The following is a 12,656-nucleotide window of genomic DNA, read 5'->3' as shown; positions in this document are numbered from 1 at the left end:
GTAGGCGACGAGGCGCCGCGGCCAATCTCCGTTTTCCCGCGAATAGGTCGCGACGCTCTGCGGCCTATCTGCGTGTTCCCGTGAATAGGCAGCGACTTTCGCGAGATACCTGCGCATCGCCGAAGATAGGCCGCCGCTGAGGAGACCCGGCGAGGGCGGGGCATCGGCAAGCGGGGCCGCCTCCGAATCGCCGCCGTGCTTGCAAAGGTCTGCCTCCGCAGCCTATGATTTTCGCCAAGGAGGAGCCTCTCGATGACCGTCACCATTACCGCTTTTGAACGCTCGCCCGATGGCGGCAAGGGACTGGCGCGTGATACGCGCGTTCGCTGGGCGCTCGAGGAAGTGGGCCAACCCTACCAGGTTCGCCTTGTTTCGTTTCGTGCGATGAAGGAACCCGCGCATCTGGCGCTTCATCCTTTCGGCCAGATTCCGACCTATGAGGAGGGCGATCTCGCGCTGTTCGAGACAGGGGCGATCGTGTTTCACATCGCCGAGCGACATGCGGGCTTGCTGCCGGACGACGCCAACGCTCGGGCGCGCGCGATCACATGGATGTTTGCCGCGCTTAACACGGTAGAGCCACCGATTCTTGAACTCGGAGCCGCCAGGATCCTGGAGGGCGACAAGCCCTGGTATGCGGCGCGCCTGCCTCTGGTCGAGGATCGCGTCCGCGCTCGGCTCGGCCAGCTTTCCGTTCGCCTGGGCGATGCCGGCTGGCTCGATGGCGCGTTCAGCGCCGGCGACTTGATGATGGTGTCGGTGCTGCTCAGGTCGAGACCATCGGGCATTCTGGACGAATACCCAAACCTGGCCGCTTATGTCGCCCGCGGCGAAGCGCGGCCCGCCTACAAGCGAGCCTTCGACGCTCAATTGGCGGTTAACACCGGCAAGCCGTCGACCGGCTGATCGCGGTCTTCGCTGATAGGGCCAAGAGGTCCGCGAGGAGCAAGCGACACGGGCTGGTGACGAGGCGCACGAGCGCGGGGCAGTCCGGGCCTCCGTGGCAGCCGAGGCGGCGATGAGCGGCAAGCCGCGACGCCTCGCGCGCCAGCCTCTTCGTCCGGCCCCCACCCACGGCGAAGCACGACGTGCTCCTCAGTAGCGTTTGTCAGGGAGGAGCACCCGAAGCGTGTGCGTGGTACCTTGGCCCGCATGAAGGAGGCCGGCGTCTCGGGGCTCAGGGAACGCAAGAAGGAGCGCACGCGGGCGCAGATCATCGAGACCGCGATCGAGCTCTTCTTGAAGAACGGCTACGAGCAGACGACCCTCGATGACGTGCTCGGGGTGGTCGAGGTCTCGCGGAGGACGTTCTTCCGCTACTTCGAGTCGAAGGAAGACCTCGTGATCGCGTGGATGGACGACTTCATCGAGGCGGCGCGCGAGGCGGTGCGGGCGCGCCCGCGGAGCGAGCCGCCCGTCGTGGCGCTGCGAAACGCCGTCAAGACGATCGTGAAGCTCCACGAGGGGGATCTGCCCCGCTTCGCCCTGATCCAGCAGTTCGTCGCGCGGACGCCGGCGATCCGCGCGAGGCAGCGCGAGCGGCTGGGACACTGCGGGGAGGAGATCTGCGAGCCGCTGGCCGAGCGCATGGGCCTGGACGCGCGGCACGATCTCGCGCCGCGCGTGCTGGCGAGCTGCGCGATGGCGGTCGTGCAATCCGCGATGGACGCGTGGATCGCGCGCGGGGCCACCGACGACCTGCCAGGGCTCGTGGACGAGGCCTTCCGGACGCTCGCATGCGAGTTCGGCGGCGGTGGGAGCGGCACCTCGCCGCAATAAGCGCCGGCTCGGTCGTTTCCGCCTGAGGCGCGCCGCCGGTTCGTCTGCCGGCGAGGCGCGCCCGCAAGAGAAAACGCGCCTTCTTGACAAATGCCACTGAGAGGCTATTGTGCCTGGGTCGCTGCTACCCGCCGCGTTCCGGTGCTCGGTCGCTCCACGATCCTGCGATCCGAAAGGTGCTCTGCGCGCCTCTACAGCTTCCGTTTGGATCGACCTTGCCGAACCGCTTGGCCAAGGCGGCCACGTCTGAATTGGCGGCGGACGCTCACCATCGCGCGACGCCAGCGCGTGAGACCCTCTACACGACAAGAAAGGAAGCTTATGGCAAGGGTATTGATTACCGGATGCAGCAGCGGGTTCGGCTTCGAGGCAGCCAAGACGTTCCGAGCTCGTGGGGACGAGGTGTTCGCCGGCGTGCGTGACTTGAGCGCAAGAACCGTCGGCGAATTGAGAGAACTCGGCGTGACGCCGGTCGTGATCGATGTCACCGACGACGTGGCTGTCGAGCGCGGTGTCACCCAGGCGCTGGCGGCAGGCCCGCTCGACGCGTTGGTCAACAACGCGGCGATCTTCCTGCGCGCCACGGTCGAGGAGACGTCGGACGCCCAGGCATACCGCCTGTTTGAGACGAACTTCTTCGGTCCGCTGCGGATGATCAGGGCGGTGCTGCCCTCGATGCGCGCCCGACGACAGGGGGTGATCGTCAATGTGTCTTCAGCTGCCGGGTTCATCGCATTGCCGGGGGACGGCATCTACGCCGCGACCAAATTTGCGCTCGTGGGCATGTCCGAAGCCCTCTATCATGAGACCAAGCCGTTCGGCGTCCGCGTGCGGGTCGTGGAGCCCGGCGCCTTTCCAACGACGGAGATCTTCCGCAAGGCTTTGGGATCGGCGCGTCACTTCGGATCTCCTTACCAAGCCCACATGGACGCCTTCGCGTCGGCGATGAGTTCGTTCCGGGAGGCCGCACCGGCGCCGGACGAGCGCCTCGTGGTCGAGGCCATCTGGCGCGCGGCGCACGAACCGGAGACGCCGTTCCAGCAACCTGTTGGCGCCGACGCGCAGGCCGCGGCGGCCGCTCGCCGCGCGCAGCCATTCGAGGCCATCGAAGCGATGATCCAGCAGACGCTCGGGCTCGGATCAGCGTCGTAGGTCACGCGAAATGCATCACCTCTGAGGCGCGCTGCCGTCCTCGGCGGGCGTTTTCATTCGGGCGATGTGATCGATGCGAGTGGTCGTCACACTGGGCAGCTCGACGGTGCAGTGATCCATGCCAATTCACCGGCCCCTGGGCTGGGACCAAAAGGCGACAGCATCATTCTTGCGCGAAGGCGTCGTGGGCGGCATAGTCACAGCGCAAATTTGCACGCGTGATGAAAGCGGCCTTACCAACGCGAAAAACGCACAAAATTTCCTGCTGTCTGCTATAAGTACGGCGGTTTTCCCGCGTGTCACGTACTACGTGTCATGCACCGCGTGTCGCATTCCGCCACTGTGCTCGAAACATGGAGGCCTCCATGTCTGTCCGTTCTCATACCTCGCGCAAATTAACCGCTCTCGCGATTCCCATCCTCGCCCTCTTGAACCTCTCTGGCTGCTCTTCAGAAGCAGGATCCGGCGGTACCACGGAAGGTGCTTCGGGCACAGGCGGCGGGACATCGGGCGGGAGCGGGGGAGTCACGGGTGGAGGCTCCACGACGAGCGGCGGTGCTCCGACGAGTGGAGCCAGCACGGGCGGCTCCCCGACCACCGGGACTGGCGGCGGCAACTTCACGTGTACCCTGCCCAATTTGCCTGAGCCGAGTGGTCTGACCGAGGTAAACCAGAAGCTCCCGGATCCGTTCACGTTCTTTGACGGAACGAAGGTCACTACCAAAGAGCAGTGGGAGTGCCGCCGCAAGGAAATCCTGGCAATGGCGGCCAAGTACCTTTACGGTCCAGTTCCCTCCGAACCGGATGAGGTGACCGGAACCGTGTCCGGAGGTACCGTTTCCATCACTGCCAAGGTGGGTGAAAAAACCGAGAGCTTCTCGGCGAGCATCAGTGGCTCCGGCGATGTGATCGCTCTCAAGTTGTCGGGTGGGATTTTCCCGTCGGGCACCAAGACGCTGTCGTTTGGAAGCGGCTTTGAAGGCAAGATAAGAAGTCTTTTCGGCCTGTCCGAGGTCAACACCAACATCGCCAACGGATGGATGATTGACCGGGTGATGGACGTGCTGGAGCAGAACCCGGGCAGCGGACATGATCCCACAAAGGTGATGGTGTCGGGATGCTCCGGATGCGGAAAAGGTGCTTACCTGGCGGGTGTCTTCAGCCGTGCGCCGGTGGTTGTCATCGTGGAGTCGGGCGGTGGTGGTGTAGCCAACTTGCGTCAGGCAGAGTGGTTCAGGCACGGTGAAGGTGGTTCTGTTTGGCAGTGTGCAGATGCCAAACCTCAGAGCATCGACAACCTCGAAGACAGCGGTATCTGCGGACCCTGGGTGACCAGCGCGGCCCGTTGGCTCCGAGACGACCCCTCGAAGGTATACAACCTCCCCTTTGATACGCACTTGCTCCTGGCGACGATCGCCCCGCGGCATCTGGTGCACTTCACAAATGCCAACGGCACGAACTCATGGTGTCACCTGGGTGGAACCTGTGAAGCGCTCTCTGCATGGGCAGCAAAGCCCGTATGGAAAGCGCTCGGTGTTCCAGAGCGCATGGGTTTCCAGATGTACAGCGCAAACCACTGCGGCGCATCGGGCTCTCAGACCGCCCTTGCAGGCGAAATGTTCAAGCGAGCATTCGAGGGCGATACCAGTGCAAACACGGACGTGATGAACATCCTGGATAATGGCGTTCAGCAGCCGGTCAGCGAATGGAAAGATATGTGGATTGACTGGGATATGGAGACGGTGCTGCAGTAGTGGTGCCCTTGGGGGGCATGAAAGCCATTCTGGCCTTGCCCTCCATTCTGCGTAATTCCCGGGCGTCGGTCGTTCGAAGCTTCCCTCCCCGAGAGCCCTTCTTCCGCAGGTTCGGCGGGGAGGGAGCTCGGGGAGCTGGAGGAGCCCGCTCGGCAGCCTCGTCTCGGGTAGGTTGGGGGATCGGGGTCGCCGCCGGTCCACCTGCATCCGGTCCTGCTCCACGGGTCCTGGCTTCCAGCAGGGCGGACCCGGGAACCGGCTCGCGGGCCCCCAGTCGGCCATCCCGCCCCGTTCCGTTCCGCCGGTTCGGCTGTGGCTATCCGCTGCCGGCGCCCTGCCTCACACCGTCCAGCCCCGTCCAGACTCTCGCCAAGCTTTGTCAGGTCGCACAAAAGCAGAAGACGCGGCTCTCGCCGTGTCTTCTTGGTGGAGGCGCCGGGAATCGAAACGCCTGCCGAGGGCGGGGATCCGCAGGGATCGCGTAGGTTTCCGCATGAGTCGGGAGCGGCAACCGTGCCGTTGATGGCGGCTAAGTGCGCGAAACCGCGTCAGGCAGACGAATCGCGGACGAAACCGGCCGACCCGCGGACGGTGCTGCTCGGCCAGCTCGCGGAAGGCATGAGGGCGGCGCTCGCGGCGGGCGACGTCGAGGCGGCTCGCATCGCCTACGAGACCATCGGGCGGCTGCTCGGCGCGGTGGAAGCCGATGCTGCCGGCGTCATTGACCTCGCCGCCGAGCGCGTTCGCCGCGGCGGGTAGCGCCGGCCGGAGGCGGCGCTCGCCGCGGGCGACGTGGAGGCGGCTCGCATCGCCCACGAGACCATCGGGCGGCTGGTCGCTGCAGCAGAGACAAGGAGGTCCAGCACTCCGGCGCGTAAGCGGCCTAACGACTTGGCCATCACCCGCCGTCGCGCGAGCGAGCCGGAGGCGAGCGACCGCGCCGGTCGGGTGCATGGCCTCGTTGGGCAGCTTCGTGTACGCTTCGGAGCCATTACTTCCGCCGGGACTGCGGATGGGTGCCGCTGCCGAGTTCTTCCCGTAGCCACTCTTGGAGATGGCCGGCCTCCAAGCTGGAGTTGCGAATCTCATAGTTGCCACTGCTGCCGAGCTCAACTTCCCGGTACGCGTCGGATCTCTCCCACAGATAGGCTTCACAGCCGCCGCTACCCGCATCAAACGCCACTCGCTTCTTCTCGATTCGACCGCCTCGGGCGACCTCCGCCTTCTTCCGCATGGCGGCCAACTGCGCGGGAGGAACACGGCGCGACTGGAGGACGGGATTTCTGAATCGCTCTCTCAGCCCGGTCTCAAGATAGAGTCCGTCCCCGGCGGGTTGGGGATCCCAGGTCCTTCCCAGGTCATAGAACCAAATTCGGCCCTGATCATCAATGACGTGCCCGTAAGCCTTCCTGCCCCAGGCAAAATTCGCGTAGCCGCAGGAAAAAAGCGGCTTGCCCATTCTCACGCCCTTCGAATTCGGGTCCGCCTCGAGGATCGGAGGGGAGCGAGGCGTAGGTTGAGGTAAGTCGTTCGCGGCTCCTGGCTGAAGCGTGGGCTCCGGGCTTGGTTCCACGGGATCCGAGATCGCGGACCTCGCTACAGAAGGCGCGTGCGACGGAGCAGTTGATTCGCCACGTCCGGGTTCCGACTGTTCGCATCGCGCGCAGGAAACCGATACAAGGCTCGATGCAAGCGCCGCTGCGATGTAACTGAGGACCTTGGTGTGAGTCATACGTCACCCGAGGTAGATAGCTGCCCCGTTGCCTGCCCAACATCGCAATCAGTTGCGTTGCACGGCCTAGCGGCGGTCTATAGCATGTAGGCGGCGAGGCGCCGCGGCCAATCTCAGTATTCACGCGAATAGGTCGCGATGCTCCGCGGCACGTCTGCGTATTCCCGTGAATAGGCAGCGATTTTCGCGAGCTATCCGCGCATCTCCGAAGAGAGGCCGCCGCTGCGGAAACCCGGCGAGGGCGGGGCATCGGCAACCCCGCGGATCCTGCTACCTGGGGCGAGGGCGGCGTCGTCATGCCTGGAGTCCAGAACGCTCGCGTAGATTGTCAACGAGACGTCCATCTCGTTGACAGAAGGACGGCACAACCCGACACGCCGACGGTGCGATCCGCGCCGAGAGAGCGTCTCTCCGGTCCTCAGGGCCGCTCGAACCGTCCCCAGGACCACTTCCCTCTGGGAGGTCAGCGGAGATACCGTACCGTGTCAAGAGGAGCCCGCTCGGCTGCATCGTCTCGCGTACGGCGGAGGATCAGGGTCGCTGCCCGTCCACCTACATCCGGTCCTGCTCCACCGGTCCCGGCTTTCCGCAGGGCGGACCCGGGATCCGGGTCGCGGGCCCCCAGTCGACCATCCCGCCCCGTTCCGTTCCACCGGTTCGGCTATGGCTACCCGCTGCCGGTGCCCTGCCTCACGCTGTCCAGCCCCGCCCAGACCTCTACCGAAATTTGTCAGGTCACACGCGGGGCACACAAAAGCAAGAAGACACGGCTCTCGCCGTGTCTTCTTGGTGGAGGCGCCGGGAATCGAACCCGGGTCCGCAAGGCATCCAGTCTACCTTCGTTCACGTGCGTAGTCGCCATGCGCCGGCGACGGCGTTCGTAGATTCGGCTACGACCTATCCCTCACTGAATCTCAGCCGCGTTATCGAGGGCGTCCTCACGCGACCCAGCCCTGTGGTTGACACCCTTAGAGTACTAGGACGACCTTCTCCTCGGATGGCTTAGCGGTTATTAGGCCGCGACAGCGTATGCGTTGTCGTTCGCACTTGTAACGTCCCGCTTGATAGGCGGAGCAGGAGCCGCCAGCACGCAGACAGACCTTCAGTCCCCACGTCGAAGCCGATCGCCCCCTCGTGGTTCGTTCAGACGGACCGAATATTGCTAGAAACCGTGCTGCCGTCAACCCTTCGGTGTCAGATCGTTCCGTCGATGACGCCGTCGCGGACGGCGCTGTGCGTCGGTCGGGGTCCGCTTGTCCGATTTTCCGGCTTTCCTGCCTCCTGCTACCTCCACGCGCCTCCGCCGGCCTTGCCCGTCTCCAGCTGCCCCAACCTGGCGCCGCCCGCCCGCCTGGTCTGGTCGGGCCCCTCTATCTGGTCGGCCACCCGCTGACCTCGCCTGCGTGCCTGCCGCTCTCGAGGGCTCGTGGCTCAGCTACCTGGTCGACCCCCCTGCTGACTTCGCCTGCGCGCCTGCCCCGCTCGACGGCTCCCCGCGGCTCGGCTAAGAAGCCCGCGAAAAGGAAAAGGAGTCGGGCAACTTATGGCGAGGATGGTCCAGTGCGTGAAGCTCGGCCGTGAGGCGGAGGGGCTGGAGAAGCCGCCGCTGAAGGGCGAGCTGGGCAAGCGGATTTTCGACAACGTCTCGAAGGAGGCGTGGCGGATGTGGCTCGAGCACTCGAAGATGCTCATCAACGAGTACCGCCTCGACCTCATCTCCGAGGCCGGCCAGCGGATCTGGATGACCGAGCTCGACAAGTACTTCTTCACCGGCGGGAACGAGGCCGCGCAGCTCCCGCCCGACTACGTGGCGCCCAAGGACAAGCCGGAGTAGCCGACCCGCCCGCCGCGGCCCTGCCCGGCAGCGGTCCCACCCGCCCCCGCTCACCAACGTGGTCGTGGACGTGGACGTTTACGTGAACGTGGTCGTGGTCGTGGTCGTTCACGGCCTATCGTTGACGACCACGACCACGACCACGTTCACGACCACGTAAACGTCCACGTCCACGTAAACGTTCGGATGTAGGAGAATGTGGCGCGATCTTGGTTAACGCCAGGGCCGCCCCCCCCGCCCCTCAGGGCAGCGGTCCCGGCGCCGGCAGCGCTCCGCCGTTGCGCACGTACTCGATCAGCGCCGCCGCCATCTGCTTGTCGACCTTCTCACACTTCGCGGTGACCGCCCCCATCGTCGCGCCCTTGCACTCTCTCTTCCGCTCGATGATGAGCTTGCCCGTCTTCTCGTCGGCCAGAAACGCGTCGCGCGTCTTCTGGTCGAGGCTCTTCCACGGGATCGCCGCGAACTTCGGCTTCGGCGGCACGTGCTGCCGGACCTCCTCCGCCATCAGCGTGGCGCACGTCCCGTCCCATCGCAGGACCTCGTATCCGCCCCCGGCGCCGCTCACGACCATGCCCCCGGTCTCCGGCTCCCGGTGATAGAGGATCAGCACCTCCTCATCGAAGACCAGCTTGTCGTTCGAGGACGACCCGCCAGAGGCGTTCACCGCGTCGGTGTCCCGCGTCAGGTACCCCCGCGTGAACGGCGACCCCTTCGCGAACAGGGTGAGCGCCACGTCCGGATGGAACCCGCTGCAGAGCCGCTTCACGAACGCCACCGGCGGCAAACACTCGTTGCCCCGCTGTTCGCACGTCGTCGGGATCTGCCGTGACGCCTCCGCCGCAGCGTCCTCCTTCTTCCCACCTTCACCCTCCGCTGCCTCGCCGCCCTCCTTTGCAGCCGGCGCCGCAGCAGCCACCTCGGCCTCCGCACGATCCGGCTCTGACGGAGGAGGCGCCGCGCCACCGCAAGCGGCCAGGGTACCCACCACGACAAGCGCAAACGAGCTCTGGACAGATCGCATGGCCCACGAACCTACCGGAGCCAGCCCACCCCTCCGCATGGAAAAACAACGTCGATCCGCGACGCAATGCGCCAGCACGGCGTCAAAACCCGTTGCGCATTGCAGGAAGCCCACCGCTGTCCGCAACGCAAAGCGCCGAATGCCTTGAAGGGTTCAAATTTCCGACAGCGCTTGACATCAGCATCCCATCAGCAGAGTCTGAGCTGATTCCGGCAGGAGGTGGTCGTGCTGGATCTTTCTTCGTCGGTATTCTCATCATCGTGTGTTGGCGGTTCGCGTAAGTGCAAGTCTCACACGGGTGCTCGTCGAAGGCGACGGCGGGTGTCCGCTGCTCTAGGAGGGTGTGTGATGGTCGCCTCCTGTGTTCTCCTCGCGGGCTGCGGCGCGACCGGGGAGCAGTTCGATCCGCCGGGGGGCACCGGCGAAGTGCTCACGGGCGCGGGCGGCAGCTCCGCCTCGGGCGGCTGGGCGAGCTCGTCGGGCTTGTCAGACGACCCGGGCGAAGTCGGCGGCGGCTGGCCGTCAGGGAAGCTCGGCCCGCCGTATCCCATCGTGTTCGCTCACGGCTTCTTCGGATTCGAGGACTTCGCGGGCGCGGGATACGTCAGCTACTTCTACAACGTCAAAGAGGCCCTCGCCGAGAGCGGCGAGATGGTCTTCACGCCCTCCGTCGACCCGTTCAACAGCTCCGAGGTCCGCGGCGCGCAGCTGCTCGCGCGGATCGAGCAGATCCTGGACGCGACAGGCTACGAGAAGGTGAACATCATCGCCCACTCGCAGGGGGGGCTCGACGCGCGCGTTGTCGCGCACGACAGGCCCGACCTCGTCGCCTCCATCGTCACCGTCGCCACACCCCACCTGGGCTCGAAGGTCGCCGACGTGGCGCTCGAGCTCGTCGCTGACGAGCACCTGCAGGACATCCTCGACGATCTCATCAACGCGATCGGCGCGCCGCTCTACGATCAGATAGGCAACGAGACGAGCGTCTTCGCGGCGCTCGAGCAGTTCTCGACGCCCGGCATCGCGGAGTTCAACGCGAGGTTCACCGATTCTCCCGGGGTGTTTTATGCCTCCTTCGGCGGGCGGACGAACCGCGCGCGCGGCGGCAGGGACTGCACGACGCTCACCCCCGCGCCCTTCGTCGCGCGGTTCGACGACGGCCTCGATCCGGTCCACCCGCTGCTGTCGCTGACCGAGACCCTCCTCGACGGCGGCATCGGCGAGTCGTTCCCCAACGACGGCCTGGTGCGCGCGCGGGACGCGCGGTGGGGGGACTTCTGGGGCTGTATCCCGGCCGACCATTTCGACGAGATAGGCCAGCTCTTCGGACAGAGTCCGGGCGACGGGAACCCCTGGCTCTATATCGACTTCTACCGCGCCGTGATCGCGCGGCTCCGGCAAGAAGGCTTCTGACGAGGCCGCCATCGTCCGCGGTCACCCGCGCTCGCCCGCGTTCGATTCGCCGAAAACCGCCCCGAGCGGCGCCCTCTCCACTACCATCGCCCGCCGATGCTCAAGGCGCCGCTCACCCGCTCGCTCCCGCTGCTCGCCCTGCTCAGCGCGGCGTGCAGCGGCGACGTGCGCCGGTTCCCCCTGCGCGATCCGGTCTGGCGCGACACCGACCTGAGCCCCGTGTCGCTGCCCTGCCGGCCCGATCCCGAGGCGCCCAGCGACGATCCGCAGCACCGCCTCTGCTCGCCCGCGCCTTACGAGTCCTCGTTCGCGTGGGACGCCGCAGACAACCTCGTCTTCCGGCCGGTGGCGCGGTTCTTCGCCGTGGATCCAGGGGGCGAGGCGGCCAACGTGAACAGCGTCGACGAGGTGCCGGACTCCAGCTGGTTCACGAACCGGATCGGCAAGCGGCCGCTCTCCGTCGAGGAGCTGGTGCGCGGGCCGTGCGGCGACAAGACGCTGGACCCCGAGGCGCCGGACGGGTCCTGGGTCATCGACATGGGCAAGCCGAACGGCGCGAACCCCGGCTTCCGGATCAAGGTCGAGGGCGTCGGCAAGTTCATGCTCAAGGCCGACCCCTCGGACCAGCCCGAGCGGGCCACCGGCGCGACCGCCATCGCGGCGCGCCTCTACCACGCCGCCGGCTTCTGGGCGCCGTGCGACAGCGTGGTCTACCTGAAGCCGTCGATCCTGAAGCTGTCGCCCGGGCTCACCGTGACCGACAACAGCGGTGTCGCCAGGCCCTTCGATCAGGCGGCGCTCGACGGCGTGCTCGCCAAGGCCTCGAAGCGCGGCGAGCGGGTCCGCATGGTCGCCTCGCGCTGGCTCCCGGGCCGCGCCATCGGCCCGTTCAGGTACGAGGGGACCCGGGAGGACGATCCGAACGACGTCATCCCGCACGAGGATCGCCGCGACCTGCGCGGGGGGCGCCTGCTCGCCGCCTGGCTCAACCACTTCGACTCGCGCGAGCAGAACTCGATGGATGTCTGGCTCGCCGAGGACCCGAAGGACAAGGACGCGTCGCCAGGCCACGTGTGCCACTACTACATCGATCTCGGCGACTGCTTCGGCAGCGAGTGGGAGTGGGAGGAGATCTCGAAGCGCCTCGGCCACGCGTTCTACTTCGACGCCGAGTATGCGGTCCTCGACTTCGTGACGCTCGGCATCCCGGAGCGGCCCTGGGACCGGGCGAGCCACGATCCGCAGGGCGACATCTTCGGCTTCTTCAGCGATCGCGATTTCCGGCCGGAAGCCTGGCGCGGCGGCTACCCCAACCCGGCCTTCGGGCGGATGACCGAGCTCGACGGCGCCTGGGCCGCCCGGGCGCTCGCGCGCTTCACGCCGGAGCTTATCGAGGCCGCTGTGCGGACCGGCGACTTCACGGCGCCGCGGCACACCGCGTTCCTGATCGGCAAGCTCCTCACGCGACAGCGCGCGATCATGGCGCGGTACCTGACGCGCCTGTCGCCCATCGCCGACGTCGCCCTGGCCTCGCCGGCGGCGCTGTGCGGCGTCGATCTCGCGCGTCGCACCGGCGTCGCGCGCCCGCAAGACCTCCGCTACGAGGCCGCGATGTACGCCGGCGAGTCGCTCGCCCTGCGCGCGCGGCCGGTCGTGCGCCCGTCACCGGACGGCCGCGTGTGCCTCTCGCTCCCCCACCTCGCCGCGGACGGCGGCGCGCCAGACGACGCGCCCTCGCGCTACGCCATCATCGATGTCCTGAACGGGCAGGCGCCCGGTCCGCTGCGCGCCCACCTCTACGACCTCGGTCCGCGCCGCGGCTACAAGCTCGTCGGCATCGAGCGCCCCGACGACGCCGAGCCGCCCGACTGAGGTCCTCACCCTGACAAATCCCTCATTGGCTCGGGATTTGGAGCGAGAAATTGAACAGGGAGGCGGGGAGACGGGGAGATTTTGGGGATCTTACTC

General features: G+C 66.5%; 10 protein-coding genes and 1 other RNA gene. 8 read left to right on the top strand and 3 right to left on the bottom strand.

What is annotated here, in order from left to right; all coding sequences use genetic code 11:
* Positions 1-252 precede the first annotated feature (252 nt).
* The 5 genes from WME79_RS34870 to WME79_RS34850 all read left to right on the top strand — a co-directional run bounded on the left by WME79_RS34870 (position 253) and on the right by WME79_RS34850 (position 5,444).
* On the top strand, positions 253-906 hold the full coding sequence (locus tag WME79_RS34870; RefSeq protein WP_437523755.1) for a glutathione S-transferase family protein: 654 nt from the start codon (positions 253-255) through the stop codon (positions 904-906).
* A gap of 225 nt (positions 907-1,131) precedes the next feature.
* Positions 1,132-1,779, top strand: coding sequence for an acyl-CoA-like ligand-binding transcription factor (locus tag WME79_RS34865; RefSeq protein ID WP_437523753.1), 648 nt, complete (start codon positions 1,132-1,134; stop codon positions 1,777-1,779).
* A gap of 321 nt (positions 1,780-2,100) precedes the next feature.
* On the top strand, positions 2,101-2,931 hold the full coding sequence (locus tag WME79_RS34860; RefSeq protein ID WP_437523750.1) for an SDR family oxidoreductase: 831 nt from the start codon (positions 2,101-2,103) through the stop codon (positions 2,929-2,931).
* Positions 2,932-3,296: 365 nt separating this feature from the next.
* Positions 3,297-4,685, top strand: coding sequence for a glucuronyl esterase domain-containing protein (locus WME79_RS34855; RefSeq protein ID WP_437523747.1), 1,389 nt, complete (start codon positions 3,297-3,299; stop codon positions 4,683-4,685).
* Between the two features lie 522 nt (positions 4,686-5,207).
* Complete coding sequence (locus WME79_RS34850) at positions 5,208-5,444, top strand: hypothetical protein (RefSeq protein WP_437540002.1); 237 nt, start codon at positions 5,208-5,210, stop codon at positions 5,442-5,444.
* A 232-nt stretch (positions 5,445-5,676) separates the two neighbouring features.
* Here the strand turns inward: WME79_RS34850 and WME79_RS34845 are convergent, their stop codons facing one another.
* The gene (locus tag WME79_RS34845; protein WP_437523745.1) at positions 5,677-6,144 is read right to left on the bottom strand and encodes a hypothetical protein; all 468 of its coding nucleotides are present in this window, start codon (positions 6,142-6,144) and stop codon (positions 5,677-5,679) included.
* Between the two features lie 1,060 nt (positions 6,145-7,204).
* Positions 7,205-7,549: a transfer-messenger RNA gene (ssrA, locus tag WME79_RS34840) on the bottom strand.
* A gap of 411 nt (positions 7,550-7,960) precedes the next feature.
* Between ssrA and WME79_RS34835 the strand changes: the two genes are divergently transcribed.
* Positions 7,961-8,251, top strand: a complete 291-nt coding sequence (locus tag WME79_RS34835) for an oxidative damage protection protein (protein ID WP_272095228.1) — start codon at positions 7,961-7,963, stop codon at positions 8,249-8,251.
* A 241-nt stretch (positions 8,252-8,492) separates the two neighbouring features.
* Here WME79_RS34835 and WME79_RS34830 read toward each other — a convergent pair whose 3' ends face one another.
* Positions 8,493-9,275: a hypothetical protein gene (locus WME79_RS34830; protein WP_437523742.1), complete on the bottom strand. Its 783-nt coding sequence runs from the start codon at positions 9,273-9,275 to the stop codon at positions 8,493-8,495.
* Positions 9,276-9,623: 348 nt separating this feature from the next.
* On the opposite strand from WME79_RS34830, the gene WME79_RS34825 reads away from it, so the two are divergent.
* Entirely contained in the window at positions 9,624-10,688 is a 1,065-nt protein-coding gene (locus WME79_RS34825) for an esterase/lipase family protein (RefSeq protein WP_437523739.1), read from the top strand.
* Between the two features lie 96 nt (positions 10,689-10,784).
* A complete protein-coding gene (locus tag WME79_RS34820; protein ID WP_437523736.1) occupies positions 10,785-12,560 on the top strand; it encodes a hypothetical protein in 1,776 nt (591 codons plus the stop codon).
* Positions 12,561-12,656: the final 96 nt, after the last annotated feature.

It is taken from the genome of Sorangium sp. So ce726 (assembly GCF_051521405.1).
Classification (GTDB): domain Bacteria; phylum Myxococcota_A; class Polyangia; order Polyangiales; family Polyangiaceae; genus Sorangium.
Note: the sequence above shows the minus strand (reverse complement) of the source record. Positions and strands in the feature narration are given on the sequence as shown.

Excerpts from the sequence above, each read along its gene's own strand:
- WME79_RS34820 (WP_437523736.1), top strand. The coding sequence starts at position 10,785 with ATGCTCAAGGCGCCGCTCACCCGCTCGCTCCCGCTGCTCGCCCTGCTC.
- WME79_RS34825 (WP_437523739.1), top strand. The coding sequence starts at position 9,624 with ATGGTCGCCTCCTGTGTTCTCCTCGCGGGCTGCGGCGCGACCGGGGAG.
- WME79_RS34860 (WP_437523750.1), top strand. The coding sequence starts at position 2,101 with ATGGCAAGGGTATTGATTACCGGATGCAGCAGCGGGTTCGGCTTCGAG.
- WME79_RS34845 (WP_437523745.1), bottom strand. The coding sequence starts at position 6,144 with ATGGGCAAGCCGCTTTTTTCCTGCGGCTACGCGAATTTTGCCTGGGGC.
- WME79_RS34855 (WP_437523747.1), top strand. The coding sequence starts at position 3,297 with ATGTCTGTCCGTTCTCATACCTCGCGCAAATTAACCGCTCTCGCGATT.
- WME79_RS34835 (WP_272095228.1), top strand. The coding sequence starts at position 7,961 with ATGGCGAGGATGGTCCAGTGCGTGAAGCTCGGCCGTGAGGCGGAGGGG.
- WME79_RS34870 (WP_437523755.1), top strand. The coding sequence starts at position 253 with ATGACCGTCACCATTACCGCTTTTGAACGCTCGCCCGATGGCGGCAAG.
- WME79_RS34830 (WP_437523742.1), bottom strand. The coding sequence starts at position 9,275 with ATGCGATCTGTCCAGAGCTCGTTTGCGCTTGTCGTGGTGGGTACCCTG.
- WME79_RS34850 (WP_437540002.1), top strand. The coding sequence starts at position 5,208 with ATGGCGGCTAAGTGCGCGAAACCGCGTCAGGCAGACGAATCGCGGACG.